This window comes from Saccharopolyspora halophila, from assembly GCF_039531955.1.
Classification (GTDB): Bacteria; Actinomycetota; Actinomycetes; order Mycobacteriales; family Pseudonocardiaceae; genus Saccharopolyspora; species Saccharopolyspora halophila.
This window is the reverse complement of the sequence record NZ_BAAARA010000001.1, coordinates 190,863-215,729: the sequence shown is the minus strand read 5'-3', so window position 1 is coordinate 215,729 and position 24,867 is coordinate 190,863. Positions and strand designations below refer to the sequence as shown.

Genomic DNA, 24,867 nt, shown 5'->3' with positions numbered 1-24,867 from the left:
GACGGCTCAGCCGAGCGCGGCGAGGCGCTCCGGCCAGCCCTCGCCGTGCGGTTCGAGATCGAGCTCGCGGACGTCGTCCTCGCGGCGGCGCAACCGGACCAGCAGGTAGTCCTCGGCGAGGCGCTCGGCCAGCCCCTCGCCCCACTCCACGATCACGGCCGCCTCGGTGAGGTCCGTGTCCAGGTCCAGGTCGTCGATCTCCTCCAGGCCACCGAGGCGGTAGGCGTCGACGTGGACCAGCGCGGGCCCGCCGCCGGAGTCCGGCTGGTGCACGCGGGCGATCACGAAGGTCGGCGAGGTGATCGCGGCGGAGATGCCCATGCCCCGGGCGATGCCGCGGGTCAGCACGGTCTTGCCCGCCCCGAGCGGCCCGTCCAGCAGCACGAGGTCACCGGCCCGCAGGCTCGCGCCGAGACGGCGGCCGAGCTCCAGCGTGTCGGTTTCCTCCGGCAGTTCAACGGTTTTCAGCGCGGCGCTCACTCCCGGTTCCCTTCTGCGGTTTCGATCGGTACGCGCGGCGCAGCAGCGCCTCCAGTTCGCCGGTGACCAGCTCGGGCCGTTCCATCATCACCGGGTGACCGGCGCCCTCGGCCTCGACCACGCGGGCGCTCGGCAGCGCCTCGGCGATCACCTCGGCGTGCGGCGAGAACGGCGTCAGCTTGTCCGCGTCGCCGCTGAGAACCAGGACCTCGCAGGTGCTCAGGGCCGCGAGCGCGTCCTTGCGGTCGTGCTGGGCCAGCGTCTCCAGGAAGTCGGTGACCACCTCCACCGAGGTGGAGCCGATCATCTCGGCCATCAGGTCCACCACGTTCTTCGGCGTCTTGCGATCGCCGAAGGACACCGCGCGGATGATCGACCAGGCGAGCCGGTCGCCGATCTTGCGCGTCCACTCGACCAGACCGGGCTGCAGATCCGACAGGATGGCCAGGCCGCGCGGCACGGGGTTGGCGCGGGAGAGCCACGGCCGGGGCAGCCCGGAGGAGCCGACCGCGCCCGCCGAGGTGCCGAGCAAGGCGACCCCGCGGACCCGGTCGGGGAACAGCTCGGGGCGCTGCTCGGCCAGCGCCATGATCGTCATGCCGCCCATGGAGTGCCCGACCAGCACGATCGGGCCGCGCGGAGCGGCGGCGCGCAGCACCGCGTCGAGATCGCGCCCGAGCTGGTCGATGGTGGAGGTCTTCTTGCTGGAGTGACCGGACTCGCCGTGGCTGCGGTGATCGAAGAACACCAACCGCGCGCGCGGTTTGGTGAGGGCCGGGAGGTCGCGGCGCTGGAAGTGCCAGCCGCGCGAGTTCAGCGTGAAGCCGTGCACGAACACCACGGTCAGATCCGGCTTGCCGCCGTCGGCGGGCAGGACCTCCTGCACCGACAGCGGGACGCCGTCGTCCGCGGCGACCGTGGACTGGCGGTCCGGGCGCAGCATGCCCAGCGCCTCGAGCTCCTCGTCCTTGCGAGCTCCCGCCCTCGTGCTGTGCGCGGCCACGCCGACGGCGGCGCCGGTGATCGCCGCACCGACGGCCCCGCTGGTCCAGGCCAGAACCTGCCACACCGGTTTCACGTCGTCTCCGTCCGGCTCCGGTAGCTGAACGTCAAGATCGTTACATCGCCGGCGATCCCGCGCACCGCACTGTGCTCGCCACCACTCATGGCGCCCCCACCGCGGTCCGGGTGACCCGCGGCCGGTACATCCCGGTGACGATCTCGTAGTGGATCGTGCCGAGCTCGTCGGCCCACTCGGCCGCGGTCGGTTCGCCCTGGTCACCGGTGCCGAAGAGGATCACCTCGGCACCTTCGTCGACGACGTCGCCGCCCGTGTCGACCACGAGCTGGTCCATGCAGACCCGGCCGACCACGGGGCGCCGCCTGCCCGCGAGCCAGACGTCCATGCGGCCGGACAACGAGCGCGGCACGCCGTCGGCGTAACCGACCGGGACCAGCGCCAGGGTGGTGTCCCGCTCGGCGGTCCAGGTGTGCCCGTAGGAGACGCTCTCGCCCGCTGCGACCCGCTTGACCAGGGAGACCGAGGAACGGAAGGTCATCGCAGGAATCAGGTCGTGCGCACCGGCCTGCGGCACCGGATCCAGGCCGTAGCTGGCGATGCCCGGGCGCACGAGCTCGAAGTGCAGATCGGGGCGGGTGAGGGTGGCCGCCGAGTTGGCCAGGTGCCGGATCGGCTCCAGACCGACCGCCCGCGCCTGCTCGTAGGCCCTGGCGAAGCGCTCGGCCTGCCGGTCGATCGAGGGGTGCCCGGGCTCGTCGGCGCAGGCCAGGTGGGACCAGACCGCCTCGACGCGGATCCGGCCAGCCGCCTCGGCCTTGGCGGCGGCCTCGACCAGCTCCGGCCAGAGGTCCGCGGGGCAGCCGCTGCGGCACAGCCCGGTGTCGATCTTGAGGTGCACCCGCGCGGTCTTGCCCCGCTCCGCCGCCGCGTCGACGATGCGGGCCAGCGTCGCCTGCGAGGACGCGGAGAGGTCGACATCGGCGTCGATCGCCGGGCCGAACCGGTCGCTCTCGACGAACAACCAGCACAGGATCGGCGCGGTGATGCCGGCCTCGCGCAGCTGCAGCGCCTCCTCGACGGCGGCCACGCCGAGCCGCTCGGCTCCCGACTCCAGCGCCGCGCGCGCCACCACGGCAGCACCGTGGCCGTAGCCGTCGGACTTGACGACCACCATCGTGGCCGCTCCGGATTCCCGGGCCCGGCCCGCGAGCACGCCGACGTTGTGGCGGATCGCATCGACGTCGATCCGCAGGTCGGCGCGGCGCACGTGCTGGTCACTCATGGCAAGGCAATAGTCGCATACCTGCGATTCCGCCCTATCTCCCACGCCGCGACCGAGCGCGACCGGCCGCCGGACTCGTCCCCGGGCACGACACGGCGCCCCCGTTCAGTCGAGCTCGGGAACCGCGTCGCGGACCGTTCGGATGGCGGTGGGCACCGCCGCCAGCAGCGCCGAGGCACCGATCGGAGCTCCCGCCGCGGCGCGACTGCCATCGGACTTGGGGCCGTGCGCTGCGATCTCCGCCGCCGACGAGTGGACGTGGGCCGCTTGCCCGCAGGCGAGCAACGGGTCCGCGCCGGTGGCCAGGAGGGCTCCGATGAGACCGGTGAGGACGTCGCCGGACCCGGCGGTGGCGGGCCAGGCGTGCCGGGCGTCGTTGACCAGCGCGCGCCCGTCCGGCGCGGCGATGACCGTGGTGTTGCCCTTGAGCAGCAGGTACACGCCGAAGCGGGCGGCGGCCTCGCGGGCCGCGGCCACCCGGTCGGCTCCCGGGGGCGCACCCGCCAGGCGGGCGAACTCGCCCGCGTGCGGGGTCAGCACCAGCGCCGCGTCGGGATCGCGGGCGTCCCACAAGGCCTCGTCACCGGCCAGCAGGGTGATCGAGTCGGCATCGGCGCAGACCGGGCGGCCGGACTCCAGGACGTAGCGCAGCACGTCCCGCCCGCTGCTGCCGGTACCGATCCCGGGGCCGACGGCCCAGGCCTGGACTCGGCCCGCATCGCCGACCGAACCAGTGGCCACGGTCTCCGGCCAGCGCCCCCGGACCGCGTCGGCGGCCGGGCCCGCGTAGCGCACCATGCCCGCCGTGGCATGCACGGCGGCGCCGGTGGCCAGCATCGCGGCGCCCGGGTAGGTGGCCGATCCCGCGGCGACGCCCACGACGCCCGTGGAGTACTTGTCGTCGTCCGGTCCGGGCACCGGCCAGCCCGCTCCGACGTCCTCGGCTTCCAGCAGGTGCAGCTCGGGGTCGGGCAGCTCGTCGTCGAGGCCGATGTCGACGACCTCCACCGCACCGGAGCGCACCGCGCCCGCGCCGAGCACGTGGCAGGGCTTGAGCCCGCCGAAGGTGACGGTCAGCTCCGCCCGCACGGCGTCCCCGTCCACCGCTCCGGTCACCGGGTCGACGCCGCTGGGCATGTCGACGGCCACGATCGGGACGTCCACCCGGCGCACCAGCTCGGCGGCGGTCGGCCGCAGCCCTCCGGTGGCGGACAGGCCCACGATCCCGTCTACGACGACGTCGGCGCGCTCGACCGCATCGGTCGCCTCGGCGCCGATGCCGGAGGTGTCCCGGTTGGCACCCGCGGCGGGCACGGCCCTGCCGCCCGCCCTGCGGAGCCCGTCGAGCCCGGCGGCGTGCGCCTTGTCCGGCGTCAGCAGCACGGCGGTCACGCCGATGCCGCGGCGCCGCAGGAACGCCCCGGCCCAGAGCGCGTCACCCCCGTTGTTCCCGGCTCCGACCAGCAGCGCGACCCGCCGTCCGGCGGTGCCGCCGGTCCGCTCGCGCAGCAGCCGAGCGGTCTCGGTGGCCACGCCCCAGGCGGCGCGCCGCATCACGCTCGCTTCCGGCACACGGGCGAACAACCGCTGCTCGGCGGCCCGAACCTGTTCGGGCGTCCACGCACCCAACATCGCGACTCCCTCGACGAAGCCCAAGATCCGGGCACAGTCTGCCCGGCAAGGGCCCGGAGAACCACGTCCCACTCACCCACGAACGGGCGAGCCGTGACAGTTTTGCCTAAAACTGTGACGCCTCGGCGCACGGAATATCCACACAGTTTTAGGCAAAACTGTCAGCGCTGACGCGCCCAGCAGGACCGAGGCGGCTCGCTCACTCGACGGTGACGGACTTGGCCAGGTTTCTGGGCTTGTCGACGTCGTAGCCGCGGGCTCGGGCGATCTCGGCCGCGAGGACCTGGAGCGGGATCGTCGAGACCAGCGGCTGCAGCAGCGTCGGGACCGCGGGTATGACCACCAGTTCGTCGGCGAAGGGCTTGACCTCTTCGTCGCCCTCCTCGGCGATGACGATGGTGCGGGCGCCGCGGGCCTGGATCTCGCGGATGTTGGAGACCATCTTGGCGTGCAGCTGCGCGCGACCCACCGGTGAGGGCATGACCACGACGACCGGCAGGTCGTTCTCGATCAGCGCGATCGGCCCGTGCTTGAGCTCGCCCGCCGCGAAGCCCTCGGCGTGCATGTAGGCGAGCTCCTTGAGCTTGAGCGCGCCCTCCAGGGCCACCGGGTAACCGACGTGACGGCCGAGGAACAGCACCGCCTTGGAGTCGGCCATCTCCTGCCCCAGCTTGCGCACCTGGTCGACGGTGGACAGCGTCTGCCGCACGGCGTCCGGCAGCGCGGCCAGCTCGCCGAACTCGCGGGCGACCTCGTCGGCGTACTTGGTGCCGCGAGCCTGCGCCAGGGCCAGCCCGACCAGGTAGTTCGCCGCGATCTGGGCGAGGAAGGTCTTGGTGGCGGCGACGCCGATCTCCGGCCCCGCGTGGGTGTAGAGCACCGCGTCGGACTCGCGCGGGATCTGCGCGCCGTTGGTGTTGCAGATCGCCAGCACCCGCGCCCGCTGGGTGCGCGCGTGCCGCACGGCCTCCAGGGTGTCCGCGGTCTCCCCGGACTGCGAGATCGCCACGACCAGGGTGTCGCGCCCCAGCACCGGATCGCGGTAGCGGAACTCGCTGGCCAGCTCGACCTCGACCGGGATCCGGCACCAGTGCTCGATGGCGTACTTGGCCAGCAGTCCCGAGTGGTACGCGGTACCGCAGGCCACGATGAAGACCTTGGTGACATCGCGCAGGTCCTGCTCGGTCATCCGCTGCTCGTCGAGCATCACCTGACCGTTGGAGAAGTGCCCGCGCAGGGTGTCGGCCAGGGCCTCGGGCTGCTCCTCGATCTCCTTGAGCATGAAGTAGTCGTGACCGCCCTTCTCGGCGGCCGACAGGTCCCAGTCCACCCGGAACGGCTTGGTCTCGACCTCGGCGGCGTGGAAGTCGGTGACCCGGTATCCATCGCGGGTGATGGTCACGACCTGATCCTGACCGAGCTCGACCGCGTCGCGGGTGTGCTCGATGAACGCCGCCACGTCGGAGGCCACGAAGTGCTCGCCCTCGCCGACGCCCACCACCAGCGGGGAGGAGCGGCGCGCGGCCACGATCGTGCCCGGCTCGTCGGCGTGCGTGACGACCAGGGTGAACGCGCCCTCGAGGCGCCGCGCCACCGCGCACACGCTGGCCGTGAGGTCGCCCGCGGTGGCACCCGAGGCGTACGCCGTCGACACCAGGTGCGCAGCGGTCTCGGTGTCCGTCTCGCTGGCCATCTCCACACCGGAGCCCTCGAGCTCGGCGCGCAGCGCGGCGAAGTTCTCGATGATGCCGTTGTGCACCACCGCCACCTTGCCCACGGCGTCGCGGTGCGGATGGGCGTTGCGATCGGTCGGCGCGCCGTGGGTCGCCCATCGGGTGTGACCCACGCCGCCGTTCCCCTCGAACCGGGACGTTCCGTCCTCGGCGAGCTTCTTCTCCAGGTTCGACAGGGCGCCTGCCGCGCGCTCCACCGCGAGGCCGCCCTCACCGTCGAGCAGGGCCACCCCCGATGAGTCGTAACCCCGGTATTCGAGCCGACGAAGCCCGCCCAGCACGACTTCCAGCGCCTGGCGATGTCCTACGTAACCAACGATGCCGCACACGCGGCCCAGCGTAGCTAGTCCTGTTGGTCAGAACCTGCCGGGAGTCGAATACGGCACACGTGGCTTACCGCGCGCGCACGCCTGAGTCCGCTACGGTTGTCGACCATGGCACGCACTGCCAAGAAGGCTCCCTCCGCGAAACACGCGCTCGCCGAACTGTCCCGCCGCGGACCGCACGACGTGCTGCACGGCGACATGGCTCTGGTGGGCCTGCCCGGCGTCGTCTGCACTCCCCGCAAGGGACTCGGGCTGCCCGCGATCGCCTTCGGCCACGGCTGGTTGCAGCCGGCCAACCGGTACCTGAACCTGATGCGGCACCTGGCCTCGTGGGGCGTCGTCGTGGTCGCCCCCGGCACGCAGCGCGGCCCGCTGGCCTCCCACCGCCTGTTCACCGCCGATCTGCGCACCGCCCTGGACGTCGCCACGGGCGTTCGCCTCGGCGAGGGCGAAATCAGCGTGGACGAGAACAAGCTCGGGATCGCGGGGCACGCCATGGGCGGCGGCTGCGCGGTGCAGGCAGCCGCCGAGGACTCGCGCATCCGCGCGGTGGCAACCCTTGCCCCGGCCGAGACCCACCCGTCGGCGTTCGACGCGGCGAGCCGGGTGACCGTCCCCGGGCTGCACCTGGCCGCCGAGAACGACCTGCTGACCCCTTCGGTCGCCAACGCCGAGCCCCTCGCCCGCGCCTGGGGCGGCCCGGTCCAGCTGCGCACCATCAAGAAGGCCACCCACCTGGGCTTCACCGAGGGCACCCACTGGACCCAGCTGCTGATGCACGGCAAGCCGGAGTGGTCCACCCAGCGCATCACCAAGGCGCTGCTGACGGCGTTCTTCCTCCGCGCGCTGGCCAAGGACCACCGGGGCGACTCGCTGCTCAACGACGCCTTCAAGGGCAACGAGATCGACAAGCTGCACACCCACGGCGAACTCGCGTCCTGATCTGCCCGAAGGACACGCGCGGCGGGGAGCGAATGCGACACAATTCGCGATCATGAGCTCCCCGCAACAACCTGCTGCCGCCCCCGGGCAGCAGGCGTGGTATCCGCAGAACCGCCCCAAGCAGGGCGGTCACCCCCAGCAAGGCACACCGCAGCAGTTCCCTCAGCAGGGCGCTTACCAGCAACAGGCGGGTTATCCACAGGCTCATCCCCAGCAGGGCGGGCAGTGGCACTACGCGCAACGGGGCTATCCACAGGGCCCGGGGAAGCCGAACGACCCGCTACGGGTGACCACCGCCGTGCTGAACCTCGCGGTCAGCGCCTTCACGGCGATCGTGGGCGTGATTTTCGCGATCTTGTACAGCAAGAGCGCGTCCGAGGAAGAGTTCGTCCTTCCAGCCACCATTATCTGGATCTTCGGTGACGTGCTCATGCTCGTAGCAGCCGGCCTGCTGATCATAGGCGCGGTTCGACTCCTCCAGAGGCAGCGCGTGGGAGCACCGTTCACCCTGGCCGGCGGAGCGGTCAGCACGTCCGCGGCGATCGCGAACTACGTCAGCGGTTACGCGTGGGCAGCGAGCACCTCTTCAAACGCACCGACGATCATCGAGTACGTGCCGTACGTCCCACGCAACCCCTTCATCGCGGCAATGCTGATCATCGGGCTCGTCCCGCTGGTTCTCGGACTGCTCCCGCCGTTGCGCCGCGGCTTGCGCTGAGCAGCGCCGGCGACCGGTTCCCGGCACGAGCTCGGAACCAGAAGACCTCCCCGTCGCGGTGACGGGGAGGTCTTCTTCGGTGTCACCTCAGCCAGGTCTGGTTCTCGTAGTCGTCGTCATCGTCGAACGCGGGCCGCTGCCTGCGCGGTGCCGGTTTCGGCTGTGCCGGGGGCTTCGGCGCAGCCGGGGGCGGAGCCTGCTGAGCTTGCTGCTGGTCGCGACGACCGAAGCGGCCCGCCTGCACCTGCCACTTCGGATCGGGCGGCGGTGTCCGGTCGTCCGGCTGCGCGGCTGGCGAAGTGTCCGCCTGCGGCACCCCGGTCGTCTCGGCGGCCGCCGGAGTCGTCTCCGCCGGGCGCGCGATCGGGTAGTTCTCGATCAGGTCCTTGAACTCGATGGCGATCTCGTCCTGCGGCTCTTCGTCGTCCTCGCCGCCGACCTGGATCTCGTTCTCCCGAAGGGCGTCCTGGGCGCGCTTGTCGATCAGCTCGCGGACTCGCCGATCGATCTTCTGGACGTCCTCGGTGAAACGCTCGTTCGACTCGTTCGCCTTCTTGCCCGCCTCGGCGGAGGCCTGCGCGCTCGCGCTCACGCGCGCGGCGGCGGAATTGCTCGTCTCCTCGAACTTCCGCCGCGCGGCGGCCACCGCTTCGCTCGGCGAGTCACCCGCAGTCGTCATTCAGCCATCACCGATCCCGGTCCTCGCCCAGCACCGAGCGGAAGCGCACGTTGGAGGCCTCCACCCCGTCGTCGAACAACTGGCCCTCGGTGCGCCACGGGCTGTCGTTGGTGCGTTCCTGGTCGCCGCCGCCCTGGCCCTGCCCGGCGCCGCCGCCCATCATGCCGCCGCCCATCATTCCGCCACCGGTGGCGGCGCTCGACTGGCCCTGCTGCCCAGCACCGGAAGCGTCACCGCCGAGCGAGGACATGCCCGTCGACCCGGTGTTGTGCGGCGAAGCAGCCGCGTCGCCCCCGCCCAGCGAGGAGAGCCCGGCCGAGCCCTTCGAACCGCCCGGCTGCTCGCCCGGGCCGGCACCGTCGTCCCCGAAGAGGTTGCCCGCGGCGCTCCCGAAGGAGTTCTGCACGCCCTCGCCCGAGGTGAACGCGTTCATCCCGGACGCCTGCGGCGTCGTCATGGCCGGTTCGCCCGGCACCGGGCCGCCGAAAGCGCTCGCGGTGGGCGCGGTGGGTACGCCGGGCGTGCCGCCAGCGGCTCCTGCGGCGGCCGGGGAATCGGCGAAACCGGGTGGTGACGCCTCGGCAGCGGGCGCCGCGACCGGCTCCGCGGGCCGTTCGGCCTGCGCAACCGGGTCCTGCGCGAGGGAAGCCGGTGGCTCTCCCGGAACCGGACCGCCGCTGGCGCCGGGACCCGCCTCCGGAGCGAACGAGGGCGGCTCGCCGGGAACCGGACCGCCGCCGACGCCCTCGTCACCGAGCGCGGGAGCCTGCGGTTCGTCGCCGAAGTCGATCGTCTGGTTCAGCGGCGGCTCGTCCCCGCCGTTGTCCACGTTGACCTCGATCTCGCCGTCCTGGCCCTGTTCCAGGGTGATGGTGCGGTCGCCCTCCTGGATGACGGCCGTGCCGTCCGGGCCCGGCTGCACCGGAACCGGCTGCGGCCCGGTCTGCCGCTGGTCACCGGCGACCTGATCAGCTCCGGGCGCACCGGGAACGGGCTGCCCCGGAGCGGGTTGCCCGGGAACCGGTTGGCCGGGCATCGCCTGACCGGGGCCCGTCTGACCCGGCATCGCCTGGCCGGGCATCGGGCCGGGCTCAGCCGCACCGGGTCCGCCCTGGCCGAAGTCGACCGCGTAGGTCTTGGGCTGACCGTCCTCCCCGATCAGCTCGACCCGCGTCGTGCCGTCCGAGCCGGGCTCCTGCACGCTCACCGCGTCCTCGCCCGCGCCGAGGGTGACCTTCTCGCCCTCCGCACCGGGTGCTCCGGGAGCCGTCGGCTGCGGCATCTGCGGAGGCTCGGGCATCGCAGGGGTCTCCGGCATCTTCGGCGCCTCCGGAGCACCTGCTCCACCGCCGGTACCGCCACCACCGGCGCCCGCTCCGGCACCGCCGCCTCCGGTGCCACCGCCACCGCCGGGTCCGCCACCGGTACCCGGTCCACCGCCGGACCCCTGCTGCCCGGCTCCCTGCTGACCGCCGGCGCCCTGCTCGCCCGGTTTGTAGTCCTGCTCACCGCCCGGGTTCTTGAACGGGTCCTCCTCGAGCCCGCCGAGGTGCTCGGTCAGCGTCTTCCAGTGCTTGTTGACCGTCTCCTTGGCGGTGCTGCAGATCTCGTCGAACGCCTTGTACTTCGCCTCGAAGTCCGGCACGAAAGTGGTCTGCACCCACTTGATCGCCTGCCTGGTCGCCGGAGGGGTGTAGTCGTCGCTATCGCAACTGGTGGCGTCGATGCCGAAGTAGCCGCAGACCTCGATGACGGTGTCGTCGTCAGCGGTCCCCTTCGCGACCTCGATGATGCAGCTGATCTGGGCCGAGTTCCGCCCGCCGACGGTGTCGACGTTCGTGATGGCGTCTAGAACGCCGTCCGCCTTCTGCACGCACGCCTTGGAGACGTGGTGGATCGCGTCGGTGATCACCTGCGCGGTGTTGTCGAGGTAGTCGCCGACCTTGGCGGCGCCGGTGCTGATGTCGGCGAAGTTCTGCTGCGAGGCGTTCGAGGCGGCACCGCTCCAGCTGCCCCATACCGACTTCATCCGGTCGGCCATCTTCTGGGACTGCGCGTTCTGCTTCCGGGCCGCTTCCCTCAGGCCGTTCGCGTCGGCCTCGAAGTTGGCGAAGTTGATGTCGCGCTGCTCGTCGTAGCGCTTCTGGACGCCGTCCTTGCCGAAATCCCCCTTCGGAGGATTCTCGCGCATGAAGCCGTCGAGCTTCTGGTACTCCGGCCCGAAGTTGGCGAAGTACGCGAGCGCGGGCTGCCCCTTGTCCAGGATCTCGTTCGAGTTCGAGCAACCGGCGCCGCCGTCGGACGCCTTGCGGGTGATGTCCTCCAGGGCACCCTTGTTGCCCTGCACCGCGTCGTCGTAGTTCGACTCCTTCTTGCCGGCCTTCTTGGCGGCGTCGTAGGCGTCGTTGATGTCGTCGCCATCGGCGGCGTCCGAGGTCTTGTCGTACTGAACCTTGAACTTCTGCTCGTACTTCGAGAGCTCGCTGTCGAACTGGTCCCTCGCATCGAGGGAGTTCTCGTCCGCGTCCCTCGCGCGATGGCCGACCTCGGATTTGTAGGTGTGCTCGTCAGCTCGGATGTCCCGGACCAGGGACCGCTTGTGCTCCTCCGGGACGTCCGGGTCCTCGAGGACCTTCTTGATCTCGGACCAGGACGGGTACTGCGGGCTGGGGTCGTACGCGTTGCCGCTCGACGCAGTCACTGCTGGCCACCCGCCTTCTGGACCGTCTCGGCGTTGCCCGCGTCATCCCACTCGAGACCGCGTGCGACGTCGTTGAGGCTGTCCGCGAAGTCGTCGGTGATCTGGGCGTTCTTGTCGATCGCGGCACCGATGCGCTTGAGACCGTCGAAATAGGGCTGGGCGGACTCCTGGTGCGCGCGCCCGAAATCGTTCTTCCCCAGCTTCGACGACTGGACCTCGTCCTTCAGACCGCCGATCGTCTGCGAGTTCCCCTTGATCGCTGTCGCAGCCGACGCGAGCTCGCCAGTATTGGCGCTCAGCCCACTCACCGTGCTCTCCCCTCCGCCATCTGCAGACCGGCCGCTCCGAGCCCGCGACCGATGCAGATCGGACGGGCCCGGCTGCCCGCTCGGTTCCACATCTTGTCAGGGTGTTCGCCGCAAAATGGCCGTTTCGACCAGGTGCTTGCAGTCGCGAACGGGGATCTACCGCGGTGGGTGCTGCCCGAAGCCCTGCTGCGGCGGGTGCTGCTGCGGAGGCTGCGGCGGGTACTGCTGCTGGGGCTGCTGGGCGCCGGGCTGCCACTGCTGCGGCTGACCCCACTGCTGCTGAAGCTGCTGGGGTGGCGGGGGCTGCTGGCCCCACTGCGGCTGCCCGAAGCCCTGCTGGTGGGCGTTGTCCCGCTTCTTGCCGAAGACCAGGTAACCGACGCCGAAGCCGATCGCGCCGCCCACGAGCAACCCGATCAGCAGATGGAACAGACTCAACTGAGAACACCCAACCCCTCGTTCGTGGACGCGCACATCCGCACCCAGCAGCATGACAGGTGCGGGGAAGCGAGGGGGTGTCCCCGGGTCAGCCGAGCAGCTCCGCGACGCCGTTGGGCATGGCCAGCACGACCGCCGCGGCGGCCATCACGAGCAGCCACGCGAGCGGGGTGATCAGGACCGCGAAGAGGTCACCGAGAGTTCTCATGATCGGATCACGCTGAGGATCGGCGGTTCACCAGACGACTGCGGCCCTCGTGGACCGCGTTGACGGCCTTGAGGCCTGTGAGCATCAGCGCGGAGAGCGCGATGATCCCGACAACGAGCCCGACGGCGACGAGCCCGACCAACATGGCGACAGCGATGGCACTCATGTGAGCAGGGTCTCATAGAAACACGTTCTATAGGAGACCCAAATCACAAACGATCACCGAACGGTGGACACGATTTTTGCCAGTTGGTCCGCCGTGGCCTGTGCGTGCTGCTCATCGGCGGCTTCCACCATCACCCGCACCAGGTTCTCGGTGCCCGACTGGCGCAGCAGCACCCGGCCGGTCTCGCCCAGCTGCGCCTCGGCATGGGCGACCGCGGCGGTCACCGGCTCGGCCGTCACGGCGGTGGCCTTGTCCGCCACTCGAACGTTGACCAGCACCTGCGGCAGCCTCCGCATCACCTTGGCGAGCGTCTCCAGGCTCGTACCGGTCTCGGCCACCCGGCCCATCAGGCGCAGCGCGGTGAGCAGGCCGTCACCGGTGGTGGCGTGGCCGGGCAGCACGACGTGCCCGGACTGCTCCCCGCCGAGCGAGAACCCGCCCGCGCGCAGCTCCTCCAGCACGTAGCGGTCGCCGACCTTGGTCGTGCGCAGCGCCACGCCGTGCTCGCGCATGGCCAGGTGCAGGCCGAGGTTGGTCATGACCGTGGCGACCAGGGTGTTCTCCGCCAGCTCGCCGGATTCCAGCATCGCGACCGCGAGGATCGCCATGATCTGGTCGCCGTCGACGACCGCGCCGGCCGAGTCCACCGCCAGGCAGCGGTCCGCGTCACCGTCGTGAGCGATGCCCAGGTCCGCGCCGTGCTCGACCACGGCCTCCTGCAAGCCCTCCAGGTGAGTGGAGCCGACGCCGTCGTTGATGTTGATGCCGTCCGGGGCGGCGTTGATCGCGATGACCTGCGCGCCCGCGCGCTGGTAGGCGTCCGGGGCGGCGACCGAGGCCGCACCGTTGGCGCAGTCGACGACGACCTTCAGGCCCTCCAACGACTGCGGAGCGGCGGCGAGCAAGTGGTCGACGTAGCGCTTCTCGGCGTCCACGGCATCGCGGACGCGGCCGATGCGGACACCGGTCGGGCGCTCGACCTGCTCGGTCAGACGGGTCTCGATCTCGTCCTCGACCGCGTCCGGCAGCTTGTGCCCGCCCGCGGTGAACAGCTTGACGCCGTTGTCCGGCATCGGGTTGTGCGAGGCGGAGATCATCACGCCGATATCGGCGCCGAGGTCGTTGACCAGGTGCGCCACCGCAGGGGTGGGCAGCACCCCAACACGCAGGACATCGGCCCCGGCCGAGGTCAAGCCGGCCACGACGGCCGCCTCGAGCATCTCGCCGCTGGCTCGTGGATCGCGGCCGACCAGGGCCACCCGGCGGCGCGAATCATCCCGGTCGTAGAGGACGCGAGCCGCTGCTGCGCTGACCTGCATCGCAAGTTCCGGGGTCAGATCGCCGTTGGCCAATCCGCGCACGCCGTCGGTGCCGAACAATCGAGCCATCAGCAGAAATCCTCCTCGTGTCACCGCGACCGGTTCGCGGACAAGCCTCGCACAAACCTCCGAGGGGTACGTGCCAGGCACCCGGTAGGGGGAATTCCCCCGCATGCAACGACTGCGGGAGCAGGCCCGCCCCGAACTGAGGACGGACGCTGCTCCCGCAGGTGTTGCTCGATAAGGCTCGCGTCAGCGCTTGCTGTACTGCGGGGCCTTACGGGACTTCTTGAGACCGTACTTCTTGCGCTCCTTCTCCCGGGAGTCACGGGAGAGCAGGCCGGCCTTCTTCAGTGCCGGGCGGTCGTCGGCCTCGTAGGCGGCCAGCGCGCGGGCGATCGCCATGCGCAGGGCACCGGCCTGACCGGACGGGCCACCGCCGCGCAGGGTGCCCAGCACGTCGAAGCCCTCGAGGCGCTCGACCGTGGCCAGCGGCTCCTTGACGACCTGCTGGTGAACCTTGTTCGGGAAGTAGTCCTCGAGGGACTTGCCGTTGAGCTTGAACCCACCGCTGCCCGGCACCAGCCGGACGCGGGCCACGGCCTCCTTGCGGCGGCCGACGGTCTGCACCGGACGGCCGGAGGGCACCGGAACCGGAGCCGGAGCGACGACCTCGGCCGTCTCAGCGGTCTCCGTCGTCTCGACGGTCTCCTCCGGGGCAGCGGTCTCCTCGGCAGCGGTCACTGCCTCTTCCTGCTGGAATTCCTCAGTCACTTCTTGACCTTCGCCTTAATCTCGAACGGCTGCGGGTTCTGGGCCTGGTGCGGGTGCTCCGGGCCGGCGTAGACCTTGAGCTTCTTGCCCATGGCGCGGCCGAGCTTGTTCTTCGGGAGCATCCCCTTGATCGCCTTCTCGAGCAGCCGCTCGGGGTGCGAGTCGAGCACCTGGCCGAAGGACTGCTTGCGCAGACCACCGGGGTAACCGCTGTGCCGGTACTGGAACGCCTGGTCGCGCTTGTTACCGGTGAGGGCCACCTTGTCGGCGTTGATGATGACGACGAAGTCACCGGTGTCGACGTGCGGCGCGTAGGTCGGCTTGTGCTTGCCGCGCAGCAGCGTCGCGGCCTCGGTTGACAACCGGCCGAGCACCACATCCTCGGCGTCGATCACGTGCCAGGCGCGGGTCACCTCGCCGGGCTTCGGGCTGTACGTGCGCACGGGTCTACCTCGTCGTCGTTCGCGTCGGAATCGTCAGTGCGGAGCCCGTCTCGATCACGCCGGTCGGTTCGTGGTCCATTCCCATCGAACCGGCACGTCCGTCAGTACCGCCGCCCGGAACTCGCTCGCGCTAGCGAGCCGTTCTCGTGGCGCGGACTGCGACCGCGCACCGCACAACAAAAAATGAGGGTACTTGGTGGCTTCTTGCCCGGTCAAAACGGGTCCTCGGTAGCGGGTTCGAGGTCTCTGACCCGGCAATCGCCGCAGCAACTATAGCAATGCCCGAGAGGACCCTTCCGCCGCCCCGGCGCAATCGCCCCCGACCACGCGAAATGAAGATCGCGAGCTGCCGGGCACGACCGCGGCCCCGGTGCGAGGACCGGGGCCGCGGCAGAGCAATCGGCTCGAAGTGAGCTCAGCCACCGAAGCGGCCGGCGTTCTTCCGCTCACCGGCCTGGAAGGCCTCGTTGGCCGCGCCCACGGCCATGCCCATCTTGGCGGCGGTCTCCTGCATCTTGGCCGCCTCGGCGTCCCATTCGGCCTGCGCCTGCTGGTAGGACTGCACGGCCTCGCCCTCCCAGGTGGAGACCAGGCGCTGGATCTTGCTCTCCAGGTCGTCCAGCTCGCCCTGGATCTTCTGGGCCGCCTGCTGCAGGTCGTCCGAAGCCTGCTGCAGCTCCGCGAAGTTGACGTTGATCTCGCTCATTTACCTATCCCCTCGAAAAGCGTGTCGATCAAGAATGCGGGTCCGCGTGACGCGAATCCGAAAGGTCAGCCGTCCAGCATGCTCGTGATCTTGGAGATCTCCTGAGCCTGCTCCTCCTGCGTGGCGGCGTAGTCCCGACCCGAGGACTGCACGTTCTGCCCCAGCTCGTCCAGCTTCTGGATGATCTTCTTGCCGCTCTCCTGGTACTGCTCCATGAGCCGGCGGAAGGTGTCGGCGGCGGCACCCTTCCAGTTCTGCACCGGGCCCTCGAGCTGACCGTGCAGCTGGTTCAGCGCCTGCTCGACGGCGTTGCGGGCCTCTTCGATGTCCGTCGAAGCCTGCTGAATCGCCTCAACGTCCGCACCCATTCCAGCCATCTGTGGATGACCCCCTTCAAGCACTCGATTTCAAGTCCGGATGAACCTGCGACGCAGACATTGCCACGTCCGGTTCCGCCCTGTCCCCGATTTCCGGGCAAGCCGTTGCGGTTGTAAACGACGAAACGGAAACGCGCTGGTCAGGACAGGATTCGCAGTTGCGAAAAGTCGATGTCGGCATCGGTGACCAGCGTTTGCCCGTGCGCTCGGGAATCACCGCTCGCGACGAGAGTATCCACAGTGGACTGATTGGCGCCCCGGAGTTGCCGGCGTCGTCGGATTCGGCGGCAGGCGCCAGCGCTTTGATCAGCGCGCCTGCCGCCGCGCCCGACGGCGATGTCCGGTTCGGCGCGGAACCGGCGCGCGGATACCGGTGCGGTCAACGGCAATTCCGCCGCGGGAATCGCCCGCGCCCTCAGCCGATTCGCAGCGAGGAGACGACCTGCTCGCAGGCGCGCACCACGTCGTCCTTGCCCGCGGGCGAGTACTTGCATCCCACGCTGACCTTGAACCGGCCTTCGTAGAGCGTGTACCACTCGACGGTCGCCTCCGGCAGGTTCTCCCGGTAGTAGACGACGTTGCGACCGGCGAAACTGGTGGACGGCGCGAAGGAGCTGAAGCTCTCGCCGTTGGCGACGCTCTCCCGGTACTCGCCGTGCAGCACCTGCACCGCGCGGCTCCGATCACTGTCGGTGTCGAAATCGAGGCGCCCTTCCTCGATCGCGACCAGCGAGCCCTGCGCACCCCGCACGGGGGCGAGCAGGGTCTGCAGCTTCGCCGGGTCGCCGTCGCCGGTCGGCTTCCAGTCCGCCGGATGCGCGAAGCCGTAGTCGTAGGCGTTGAACTGCGCGGGCGCCTGCTCCGGCGCCGCCCGCGGCCGGTCGCCCCCGGTGAGCAACAGCGTCGCGACGGCACCGGCGGCGAGCACCAACGCCACCGCACCGCCGATCAGCCAGGGCTTCCGACGGCGCTTGGACTTGCGCAGGGGGTTCTCGCGGGCGGGCCTGGTGGGCTCGTCGTCCAGGACGACGGTGCGGGCGCGGCCGAGCTCCTCGGCGGTGCCGGGCGCAGGCAGCGAGCGGACGGTCGTGCCCGCCCACGTGCCCGCGGGCGCGAGACCGCCGCGTTCCGGATCGAGGCGCACGGCGCGCAACGCGCCCCTGGCGACGACGGTCTCGGGCTGATCGAGGGTGGTGGGCACCACGCCGGTGCGCTCGTGGATCAGCCGGGACACCATCGGGATCCGGCTGGAACCACCGACCAGGAAGACACCGGCGAGCCGTTCGCGCGGCACTTGGCCGTCGCGCAGCGTCGCGGGAACCAGGTCGGCCGCCGCCGCCAGCGGTGCGGCGATGAGCCTCTCCAGGTCGGCCCGGGTGATGTGCGCATCGGAGAACGGCGGCGGCATCGGCACGTCGGTGTAGGCGTGCCGGGACAGCGTCTCCTTGGCGCCGCGCACGTCCTGGCGCAGCACGCGGCGGCGCCGCCGGTCGGGCATCTCGCGACCGGCGACCAGCTTGCGCCACGCGTCGAGGTCGGTGCCGCTGACCAGGCGGCCGACGTGATCGAGCAACACCTGGTCGATGTCGGCACCGCCGAAGTCCGGTTTGCCCCGGGTGGACAGCACCTGGAAGGAGGCGCCCTGCTTGCGCACGACGCTGGCGTCGACGGTCCCGCCGCCGAGGTCGAGCACGGCCAGCGCGCCACCATCGGGCAGCCCGTGCCCCGCGGAGTGGAACACCGCGGCGGCGACCGGCTCGGCGACCAGCACGATCTCCTTGCCGAGACCGAGCGCGGCCTGGCGGAGTTCGGCGGTGCGCACGGAGCCCCAGTCCGCGGGATGGGTGAGCACCAGCAGGTCGACGGCCGCGCCCCCGGCGAACCGGCGGGCCTCGTCGACCGCGCGCTGCAGCACGGCGCGGATCACGTCGCCGACCTTGAACACGGTGCCGCCGAGCAGCAGCTCGCCCTCGTCGATGCGGCGCTTGGGGTGCGGCTCGAACCGGGACGGATCCACGGCCGCCTGGCGCTCGGCCTCGTGCCCGACGAACAGCGTCCCGTCGGCCGCGGCGAACACCGCGGAGGGCACCAGCGGTTGACCGTCGATGACGACCACCTGCGGCTCGGCCCCGCCGGCGGAGACCACCGTGCAAGTGCTCGACGTGCCGAAGTCGATCGAGACGTGCAGGGACACCCAGTACTCCTAATCGCCTGACCCCCGAGTGGAGCAGCTTAGAGGGTAGGCGCCGAGACCGACCAGCAGCGACACCCTCGCGGGGTGCGCATCGCCCCGCCCGGCCTTCCGCGTTCGAACGCCCGGGCGCGAGGTTGCTTTTGACCGGTCGTCGTACCGGACGGGACCGCGGAGTTCGGCCGGTTGACGCACCCGTCCGGGTGTGCGGCAACCGGCCGAACCATCGACGATCAGTCGCGCAGGCGGTTCACGAATGCTTCCCACTGCCGGCGCGAGAAGGTCAGCACGGACCCACCGCGATCCTCCGAGTCCCGGACTTCCACCAGCTGGCGCCCGACCGAGACCTCAACGCAGTCGCGCCCGGCGCCTGAGAACGAAGCCGTCTTCCAGCGATTCAAAGCATCGGTCATGTCGTCTCGCTCTCGTACTGCTGCACGTTCGCCCCCGGCGGGGTGACGAATCGCCGCGGGTGTGCCTTCCACGTTCGAAACGTCCCGACGCTAAGCGCCTCGGGAACCTTCATCCTTCGCCCTTCCGGGGAGAGCTGCCGCGCAGGCGGTTCAGGAAGACTTCCCACTGCCGGCGCGAGAAGGTCAGCACGGACCCACCGCGATCCTCCGAGTCCCGGACCTCGACCAGCTCGCGCCCCACCGAGACCTCAACGCAGTCCGCGCCCGCGCCACTGTGGGAAGCCGTCCGCCAGCCATGCAACTCGTGGGTCATCCCAGCTCGCTCTCGTACTGCTGCACGTACGAGTTCAGTATCCCGCGAGAGTCTTCCGCGCACGAAGCCTTGTTTCCAAGAGTTGAACGCCGCCCGCGAACTAGCCAACGTTCTCGGCGTCGTCGCTGAACGCCCCGGACAGGTGCGCTTCCAGGTAGCTGACCGGGTTCCCGGGTCGGGATCGGCCCCGGCGAAGCCACCGCGGCAGGTGGTCTGCGCGAACCGAGCGAGATCACGCGGATCGTGGAACCGACCTGCATGGGCTGCTGGCAGCACCTCGCGACGAAGTTCGCCGGCTGAGCAGCGGTCCGGAGTCATCCGCCCGATCGAGGTGCGGCCTGGCATCTCGCCGCGCGCTTCGGGCGCTGCGCGCACGAGCACGGCATCCACTTCGCCTCATCCGGAGCCGAAACCAGCTGAGCCCGACCGGCAAGACACCCGTGCGGTGATATCCGCCGGGCGCCAAGCGTTTCGGAGCGACGCGCGCGCTCCTGGCCGAGCGACCTGCGCGCAGCGCCCGCGAGCGAGCGGGCTCGGCGGCGCTAGGGGCCTTGCGGAATGCGGCGGAGCCGCTGCTTCAGGCGGGGGACTCAGCCCGCGCCGCCGGGGGTTCTCAGACGTCGCCGGGCGAGGACAGCCGCAGCGCCGCGCAGGTGGCTGCTCGAGCAGCGGATCCCGCGGCCCGGCGGCGTCCGAGGTTCCGCCCCGGCAACGCCCGCAACCCAAACTGGAACATCGCCTCAGGAGAACTTGCCCTCGATGGGCCAGGCGATCTCCCAAGCCTTCTGGCAGGCCGCAGCGGCGTCGGCGGTCCCCTCCAGGGCTTCGGGAGCGTAGGCGACCTGGACGTTGATCGAACCGGTGCCGACGACGACCGACTGGTTGCAGACCCGCTGACCGATCGATTCCTCCGGGATCAGCTTGAGGACCTTGTGCTCCCCGATCTGGGCTTCCTGGAAGAGACCGATGTCGGCGCGGTGCTCCTGCCAGTACTGCAGGCCCCGGCCCTCGTGCTTGGTGATGGCGAGCTGGAACTCGGGGTGCTCGAAGCGGCAGCCGGATCCCGTTGCGTCGCGCACCGGCTCGCCGGGCGTGGGAACGCCGAACATCACCATCAGCTCTTCGCCGGACAGCACCGTGCAGGGATCCGCACCCGCGAGCGAGCCGGGCGGTTCCGGCGACTCGAAGGTGCTCGCGCAGCTGGAGAACACGGCTGCGGCCGCGGCGGCAGTCACCGCCGCGGCCGTGATTCGCATCAATTGCACCCTTGCAAGCTTGCCAAGAAAACAGCTCGCTGTCGCCGGGCGGTCACCCTCCGCGTGGCGCCCGATCCCTCCCGGACGACGAAACCGCCCCTCGGACCGGCCGAGGAGCGGTTTCACCGACTAGGGAGATACTTCAAGTTCGGGGTTCGCGTGGCGGAACCCGCGGCGGCGCGAGCTGCGGCCCACACCTGGAACAGGGGCTAACGCCGCCGCGGGTCCTCAAGTTCCGCTCCCGGCACCGCCACGCCAACCGCACACCTGGAACATCGTCATTCCGGCTGGATGTAGGCGGTCTGGATCAGCTGCGGGCCTCCGCGGAGGCTGCGGCTGACCAGGGTGCCGCGTCCGGCGGGGAGCTGACGCGACTTGATGTTGGCGACCAGCTGTCCGTCGTCCTTGTTCGCGCTCATCGCCAAACCGGGCGCCGAGGTCTCCCGCATCTTGCCGATGACCGGCTCGAACAGGGCACGACCCGCACCGCCGGAGTTGCGCGCGAGGACCACGTGCAGACCGACGTCGGCGGCCTGCGGGATGAACTCGGCCAGCGGCGCGAGCGGGTTGTTGCCCTGCGGGGCGACCAGCTCGTAGTCGTCGACCACCACGAACAGCTCCGGACCCTTCCACCAGGAGCGGTTCTTGAGCTGCTCCTGCGTGACGTCCGGCCCCGGCAACCGCTTCTTCAGCGAGGTGACCACATCGTTGATGTTGGACTTGAGCTGGTCCGCGCTGACCGAGTACTCCAGCAGGTGCCCGGTGTTGAGGAACCCGAGCATCGAGCGCCGGTAGTCGACCAGCAGGATCAGCGCTTCCTTCGGCGTGTACCGCTCGGTGATGCCGCGAACGATGGTGCGCAGCAGCGCCGTCTTGCCGGACTCGCGCTCGCCGAAGGCGTAGAAGTTCGGTTCCGCCTTGAAGTCCAGGTAGACCGGGTGCAGACCGTCCTCGTTGATGCCGATGGGCACCAGCTTCGGGTGCGGCTGCTGTTCCGGGCGCGGCAGCTGGTTGTGCGGGAGCAGTTCCGGCAGCAGGCGCACCTGCGGGGCGGGCTGTCCCTGCCAGGAGCTCTTGACCCGGTTGACCAGGTCGGCGACGCCTTCGGAGACGTCGTCGTTGTAGAGCTCCCAGCCCATCTTGGCCGGACGCCGCTCGGCTTCGGCGGCCTCGGCCTCGGCGCCGACGCGGTCGCCGATGTTCTCCGAGTCCACTCGCGGCAGCGCCGTGAGGAAGTGCAGCGCGGAATCGTGCATACCGCGGCCGGGCCGACCGGTCGGCACCTTCTGCGCGGCCTTGCGCGGCATCTCCGTCTCGCCCGGGTCACCGAGCCGCAGCTCGATCCGGGTCTGCAGCAGGTCCTTCATGGCCGGGCGGATCTCCGCCCACCGGGTCGCGGTGACGAACACGTGCACGCCGAAGCCGAGACCGTTGGCAGCCAGGTTCAGCACGTCCTGCTCGAGGCTCTCGAACTCCTCGCGGAACGTGCGCCAACCGTCCACGATCAGGAACAGATCGCCGTACGGGTCGTCCTCGAACTCACCGCGCCGCTTGCGGTTGCGGTAGTCGTTCATGCCCTCGACGCCGTGCTGCTGGAAGCGGGCCTCCCGCTCGGAAAGCACCGTCTTGAGCTCGGCGACGGTGCGCCGGACGGTGTCCGGGTCGCGGCGGGAACCGTAGGCGCCCACGTGCGGCAGGCCGCGCAGCGCGTTGATCGAACCACCGCCGAGGTCGACGCAGTAGAACTGCACCTCCTGCGGGGTGTGCGTCAGCGCCATCGCGGTGATCATCGCGCGGACGGTGTTCGACTTGCCCGCGCCGACACCGCCCACGATCGCGCCGTGACCGCCCTGACCGGACACGTCCAGCACGAACGGGTCCTGCCGCTGGTTGTACGGCACGTCGATGAGACCGATCGGCACCTGCAACCTGCCGCTGCCGGTGTAGCCAGCGGCGGTGTAGCCGCGGTCGTCGGTCTGCTGCAGCGGCGGCAGCAGGTTGTCCAGCGTCGGCGGGGTGTCCAGCGGCGGCAGCCACACCTGGTGAGCGGGCGGGCCCTGACCGTGCACCTTGTTGATGACGACCTGGAAGTCGGTCGGACGGAGTTCGTCCTCCTCTTCCTTCGGTTTCTCCTCGACGACCTCCGGCTGCTCCGGTTCCGGGGGCTTCTCGACGAAGTCCGGGATGAAGTGCTTCGGCATCTTCTCGCCGGTCACAGGTGCCGGACCGCCGCCCATCACCGGGCGGCGACCGCTCGTCTGGTGCATGTGGCCGGACACGAACGCGGCGCGGAACCGGTCCATGCCCTCGGGGTGCTTGATGTAGCCGTGGCCACCGGTGGCTGGCAGGTCCGCGGCGTCCGGAACACCGATCGCCGCGCGCGATTCCGCCGCGTTGAAGGTCTTCAGACCGATCCGGTAGGACAGGTGCGAATCCAGGCCGCGCAGTTTGCCCTCCTCCAGGCGCTGCGAGGCCAGCAGCAGGTGGACCTGCAGGGACCGGCCGAGCCGACCGATCATCACGAACAGCTCGGCGAACTCCGGCTGCTGCGACAGCAGCTCGGAGAACTCGTCGATGACCACGAACAGCGCGGGCAGCGGCTCCTGGCAGTTCTCGTCGCCGGCCTCGCCCATCTTGCGGTAGTCCCAGACGTTCTTCGCGCCCGCCTTGTTCAGGACCTCCTGGCGGCGGTTCATCTCACCGGCCAGCGCGTCCTGCATCCGGTCGATCAGCGAGCCGTCGCCCTCCAGGTTGGAGATGTTGGCCGACACGTGCGGCGCCGGGTCGAACCCGTTGAACGTGGCACCGCCCTTGAAGTCGACCAGCACGAAGTTGAGCATCGACGACGAGTGCGTGGCGAGCAGACCCAGCACGATCGTGCGCAGGAACTCGGACTTACCGGAACCGGTCGCACCGATGCACAGGCCGTGCGGGCCCATACCGCCCGAGGCGGTCTCCTTGATGTCCAGGTGCACGATCTCGCCCTGCTCGCCGGGGCCGATCGCGACGCGGTAGAGGTCGTCGCGGGAGCGCGGCCGCCAGGCGTCGTTGAGGTCGAAGGTGACCACGTCACCTGCCAGCCCCAGCTGCTCGACGTAGTTGAGCGGGGTGGTCAGCGGCTCGTACTCGCCGGAATCGGTCTCGGCGGACTGACCCGCGGCCATCCGCCACGGGGCCAGCTGGCGGGCCAGCGCGGTGGCCTCCTCCATGGTCAGCCAGTCCGGCTTGCCGAACCACTCCACGCCGGAACCGCCGCGAGCACCGATGCGCTCCTGCTCGACGACCATTCGCATGCCGCGGCGGGCCGTGAGCGGCCCGAGCACGTCGGAGAGGTCGATCATGGTCACGCCCGCCAGGCCGCCCTCGACGTAGAGGGCTTCCTCGCGGCTGATCTCCGCGTCGTCGAGGATGATCACGATGTGCGGCTGGCCCTCCGGCGGAGCCGCGTTGCGCTGGAAGCGCGGCCGCTCGGCCAGCTGCTCGCCGAGCATGCTCTCGAGGTTGGCCAGCGAACCCGACATCAACCGCACCTGGCCGATGCCGTCGGTCTCGGTGGGGTGCTGCGCGTGCGGCAGCCACTTGACCCACTCCCACTCCTGACGCGCGCGACCGCTGGAGGCGACCGCGATCATCACGTCCTCGGGGGTGTGGAAGGTCGCCAGCTGGCAGACCATCGCGCGCGCCAGAGCGCGGGTCTGCTCCCGGTCGCCCTGCAAGCCGACCGCGGCGAACCCGCGCAGCGAGGTGGCGATCGGCAGGTCCGAGACCAGCGAGTGGGCGCGCACGAACCGGCGCAGCGCGAGCGTCGTGATCGGCTCCAACTCGTCGACCGGGCCGGTCTGCGGCGGCACCAGGCGGGTCTCCAGGCGCTGCGAACCGCGCCCGACCCGCACCTGGCAGAAGTCGTTGTCGTTGGGACGGCGCTCCCACATGCGGCGGCTACCCGCGGCCATCGACCACAGCGACTGCGGGTCCGGGTGGACCCACTCGCGGGCCAACCGCTGCTCGTCCGCGGCCTCGCGGGCGCGCTCGCGCATCTGGCCGAGGTACCGCAGGTAGTCCTTGCGGTCCTCGTTCATCTCGGCCTTCTTCTGCGACCCATCGCGCCCGCCGCCTGCCATCATCCCGAATGTTGAGATGAGCATCATCATCGGCATCATCATCATCATCGGGTTGTTCCTGGCCCGCGTGAGCATGAAGGCCATCATTCCCAGCGAGGCCACGATCATGACTGCGGGAAGCAGCTTCTGCACCACGTTGCCCGGGACCGCGCGCGGAATCTCCGGCGGCGGCTCGAGGTGCACCTCCCCGCCCGGGGGCCGGGGCGCGGCCAGGCGCGGCGGGCGCTTGAACTGCAGCGTGCTCACCGGAGGCAACAACCTTTCCGTGTCATCGGACGCGAACGAGCGCCATTCTTCACGGTCGATCCGCGCCGAGCGGC

22 protein-coding genes are annotated in these 24,867 nt (G+C 70.4%); 2 read left to right on the top strand and 20 right to left on the bottom strand.

Features of this window, described 5'->3' with window-relative positions; translation table 11 throughout:
• Positions 1-6 precede the first annotated feature (6 nt).
• The 5 genes from tsaE to glmS all read right to left on the bottom strand — a co-directional run bounded on the left by tsaE (position 7) and on the right by glmS (position 6,477).
• Entirely contained in the window at positions 7-480 is a 474-nt protein-coding gene (tsaE, locus tag ABD289_RS01105; RefSeq protein ID WP_344125451.1) for a tRNA (adenosine(37)-N6)-threonylcarbamoyltransferase complex ATPase subunit type 1 TsaE, read from the bottom strand.
• Positions 455-1,558: an alpha/beta fold hydrolase gene (locus tag ABD289_RS01100; protein WP_344125449.1), complete on the bottom strand. Its 1,104-nt coding sequence runs from the start codon at positions 1,556-1,558 to the stop codon at positions 455-457. The genes tsaE and ABD289_RS01100 overlap by 26 nt, the downstream gene beginning before the upstream one ends.
• Before the next feature lie 85 nt (positions 1,559-1,643).
• Complete coding sequence (gene alr, locus ABD289_RS01095) at positions 1,644-2,783, bottom strand: alanine racemase (RefSeq protein ID WP_344125447.1); 1,140 nt, start codon at positions 2,781-2,783, stop codon at positions 1,644-1,646.
• A gap of 105 nt (positions 2,784-2,888) precedes the next feature.
• Complete coding sequence (locus tag ABD289_RS01090; protein WP_344125444.1) at positions 2,889-4,415, bottom strand: bifunctional ADP-dependent NAD(P)H-hydrate dehydratase/NAD(P)H-hydrate epimerase; 1,527 nt, start codon at positions 4,413-4,415, stop codon at positions 2,889-2,891.
• 199 nt (positions 4,416-4,614) lie between these two features.
• Positions 4,615-6,477 carry a glutamine--fructose-6-phosphate transaminase (isomerizing) gene (gene glmS, locus ABD289_RS01085; RefSeq protein WP_344125442.1) on the bottom strand — a complete coding sequence of 621 codons (1,863 nt, stop codon included), beginning with the start codon at positions 6,475-6,477 and terminating at the stop codon, positions 4,615-4,617.
• A gap of 105 nt (positions 6,478-6,582) precedes the next feature.
• Here glmS and ABD289_RS01080 point away from each other — a divergent pair, with 105 nt between their 5' ends.
• Both ABD289_RS01080 and ABD289_RS01075 read left to right on the top strand, forming a co-directional pair.
• Positions 6,583-7,416 carry a dienelactone hydrolase family protein gene (locus tag ABD289_RS01080; protein WP_344125440.1) on the top strand — a complete coding sequence of 278 codons (834 nt, stop codon included), beginning with the start codon at positions 6,583-6,585 and terminating at the stop codon, positions 7,414-7,416.
• Between the two features lie 52 nt (positions 7,417-7,468).
• Positions 7,469-8,134: a hypothetical protein gene (locus ABD289_RS01075; RefSeq protein WP_344125438.1), complete on the top strand. Its 666-nt coding sequence runs from the start codon at positions 7,469-7,471 to the stop codon at positions 8,132-8,134.
• Between the two features lie 82 nt (positions 8,135-8,216).
• Here the strand turns inward: ABD289_RS01075 and ABD289_RS01070 are convergent, their stop codons facing one another.
• The 15 genes from ABD289_RS01070 to eccCa all read right to left on the bottom strand — a co-directional run bounded on the left by ABD289_RS01070 (position 8,217) and on the right by eccCa (position 24,793).
• On the bottom strand, positions 8,217-8,813 hold the full coding sequence (locus tag ABD289_RS01070) for a hypothetical protein (protein ID WP_344125436.1): 597 nt from the start codon (positions 8,811-8,813) through the stop codon (positions 8,217-8,219).
• Positions 8,814-8,820: 7 nt separating this feature from the next.
• Positions 8,821-11,514 carry a hypothetical protein gene (locus ABD289_RS01065; protein ID WP_344125434.1) on the bottom strand — a complete coding sequence of 898 codons (2,694 nt, stop codon included), beginning with the start codon at positions 11,512-11,514 and terminating at the stop codon, positions 8,821-8,823.
• Positions 11,511-11,822, bottom strand: a complete 312-nt coding sequence (locus ABD289_RS01060) for a hypothetical protein (RefSeq protein WP_344125432.1) — start codon at positions 11,820-11,822, stop codon at positions 11,511-11,513. Before ABD289_RS01060 ends, ABD289_RS01065 begins: the two co-directional genes overlap by 4 nt.
• Positions 11,823-11,978: 156 nt before the next feature.
• Complete coding sequence (locus ABD289_RS01055; protein WP_344125430.1) at positions 11,979-12,260, bottom strand: hypothetical protein; 282 nt, start codon at positions 12,258-12,260, stop codon at positions 11,979-11,981.
• A 215-nt stretch (positions 12,261-12,475) separates the two neighbouring features.
• Entirely contained in the window at positions 12,476-12,634 is a 159-nt protein-coding gene (locus tag ABD289_RS01050) for a hypothetical protein (RefSeq protein ID WP_344125428.1), read from the bottom strand.
• Positions 12,635-12,687: 53 nt separating this feature from the next.
• Positions 12,688-14,022 carry a phosphoglucosamine mutase gene (glmM, locus tag ABD289_RS01045; protein ID WP_344125426.1) on the bottom strand — a complete coding sequence of 445 codons (1,335 nt, stop codon included), beginning with the start codon at positions 14,020-14,022 and terminating at the stop codon, positions 12,688-12,690.
• Between the two features lie 183 nt (positions 14,023-14,205).
• Entirely contained in the window at positions 14,206-14,727 is a 522-nt protein-coding gene (gene rpsI, locus ABD289_RS01040; protein ID WP_425564511.1) for a 30S ribosomal protein S9, read from the bottom strand.
• A complete protein-coding gene (gene rplM / locus ABD289_RS01035) occupies positions 14,724-15,170 on the bottom strand; it encodes a 50S ribosomal protein L13 (RefSeq protein WP_344125424.1) in 447 nt (148 codons plus the stop codon). Before rplM ends, rpsI begins: the two co-directional genes overlap by 4 nt.
• 415 nt (positions 15,171-15,585) lie before the next feature.
• On the bottom strand, positions 15,586-15,876 hold the full coding sequence (locus tag ABD289_RS01030) for a WXG100 family type VII secretion target (RefSeq protein ID WP_344125422.1): 291 nt from the start codon (positions 15,874-15,876) through the stop codon (positions 15,586-15,588).
• A 65-nt stretch (positions 15,877-15,941) separates the two neighbouring features.
• On the bottom strand, positions 15,942-16,244 hold the full coding sequence (locus tag ABD289_RS01025; protein ID WP_344125420.1) for a WXG100 family type VII secretion target: 303 nt from the start codon (positions 16,242-16,244) through the stop codon (positions 15,942-15,944).
• A 424-nt stretch (positions 16,245-16,668) separates the two neighbouring features.
• The gene (locus ABD289_RS01020) at positions 16,669-18,447 is read right to left on the bottom strand and encodes a type VII secretion-associated protein (RefSeq protein ID WP_344125418.1); all 1,779 of its coding nucleotides are present in this window, start codon (positions 18,445-18,447) and stop codon (positions 16,669-16,671) included.
• Between the two features lie 230 nt (positions 18,448-18,677).
• Positions 18,678-18,929, bottom strand: coding sequence for a DUF397 domain-containing protein (locus ABD289_RS01015; RefSeq protein ID WP_344125416.1), 252 nt, complete (start codon positions 18,927-18,929; stop codon positions 18,678-18,680).
• Between the two features lie 37 nt (positions 18,930-18,966).
• Positions 18,967-19,170, bottom strand: coding sequence for a DUF397 domain-containing protein (locus ABD289_RS01010; RefSeq protein ID WP_344125414.1), 204 nt, complete (start codon positions 19,168-19,170; stop codon positions 18,967-18,969).
• Between the two features lie 740 nt (positions 19,171-19,910).
• Positions 19,911-20,426 (bottom strand): DUF3558 family protein, encoded by a 516-nt coding sequence (locus tag ABD289_RS01005; protein WP_344125412.1) that lies wholly within the window; start codon positions 20,424-20,426, stop codon positions 19,911-19,913.
• A 278-nt stretch (positions 20,427-20,704) separates the two neighbouring features.
• A complete protein-coding gene (eccCa, locus tag ABD289_RS01000; RefSeq protein ID WP_344125410.1) occupies positions 20,705-24,793 on the bottom strand; it encodes a type VII secretion protein EccCa in 4,089 nt (1,362 codons plus the stop codon).
• Between the last annotated feature and the right edge of the window lie 74 nt (positions 24,794-24,867).

Bases quoted from the DNA above. Each gene is read 5' to 3' on its own strand.
- glmM (WP_344125426.1), bottom strand. From the start codon at position 14,022: ATGGCTCGATTGTTCGGCACCGACGGCGTGCGCGGATTGGCCAACGGC.
- ABD289_RS01050 (WP_344125428.1), bottom strand. From the start codon at position 12,634: ATGAGTGCCATCGCTGTCGCCATGTTGGTCGGGCTCGTCGCCGTCGGG.
- ABD289_RS01005 (WP_344125412.1), bottom strand. From the start codon at position 20,426: ATGCGAATCACGGCCGCGGCGGTGACTGCCGCCGCGGCCGCAGCCGTG.
- alr (WP_344125447.1), bottom strand. From the start codon at position 2,783: ATGAGTGACCAGCACGTGCGCCGCGCCGACCTGCGGATCGACGTCGAT.
- ABD289_RS01070 (WP_344125436.1), bottom strand. From the start codon at position 8,813: ATGACGACTGCGGGTGACTCGCCGAGCGAAGCGGTGGCCGCCGCGCGG.
- ABD289_RS01075 (WP_344125438.1), top strand. From the start codon at position 7,469: ATGAGCTCCCCGCAACAACCTGCTGCCGCCCCCGGGCAGCAGGCGTGG.
- ABD289_RS01030 (WP_344125422.1), bottom strand. From the start codon at position 15,876: ATGAGCGAGATCAACGTCAACTTCGCGGAGCTGCAGCAGGCTTCGGAC.
- ABD289_RS01090 (WP_344125444.1), bottom strand. From the start codon at position 4,415: ATGTTGGGTGCGTGGACGCCCGAACAGGTTCGGGCCGCCGAGCAGCGG.
- ABD289_RS01025 (WP_344125420.1), bottom strand. From the start codon at position 16,244: ATGGGTGCGGACGTTGAGGCGATTCAGCAGGCTTCGACGGACATCGAA.
- ABD289_RS01010 (WP_344125414.1), bottom strand. From the start codon at position 19,170: ATGACCCACGAGTTGCATGGCTGGCGGACGGCTTCCCACAGTGGCGCG.
- ABD289_RS01080 (WP_344125440.1), top strand. From the start codon at position 6,583: ATGGCACGCACTGCCAAGAAGGCTCCCTCCGCGAAACACGCGCTCGCC.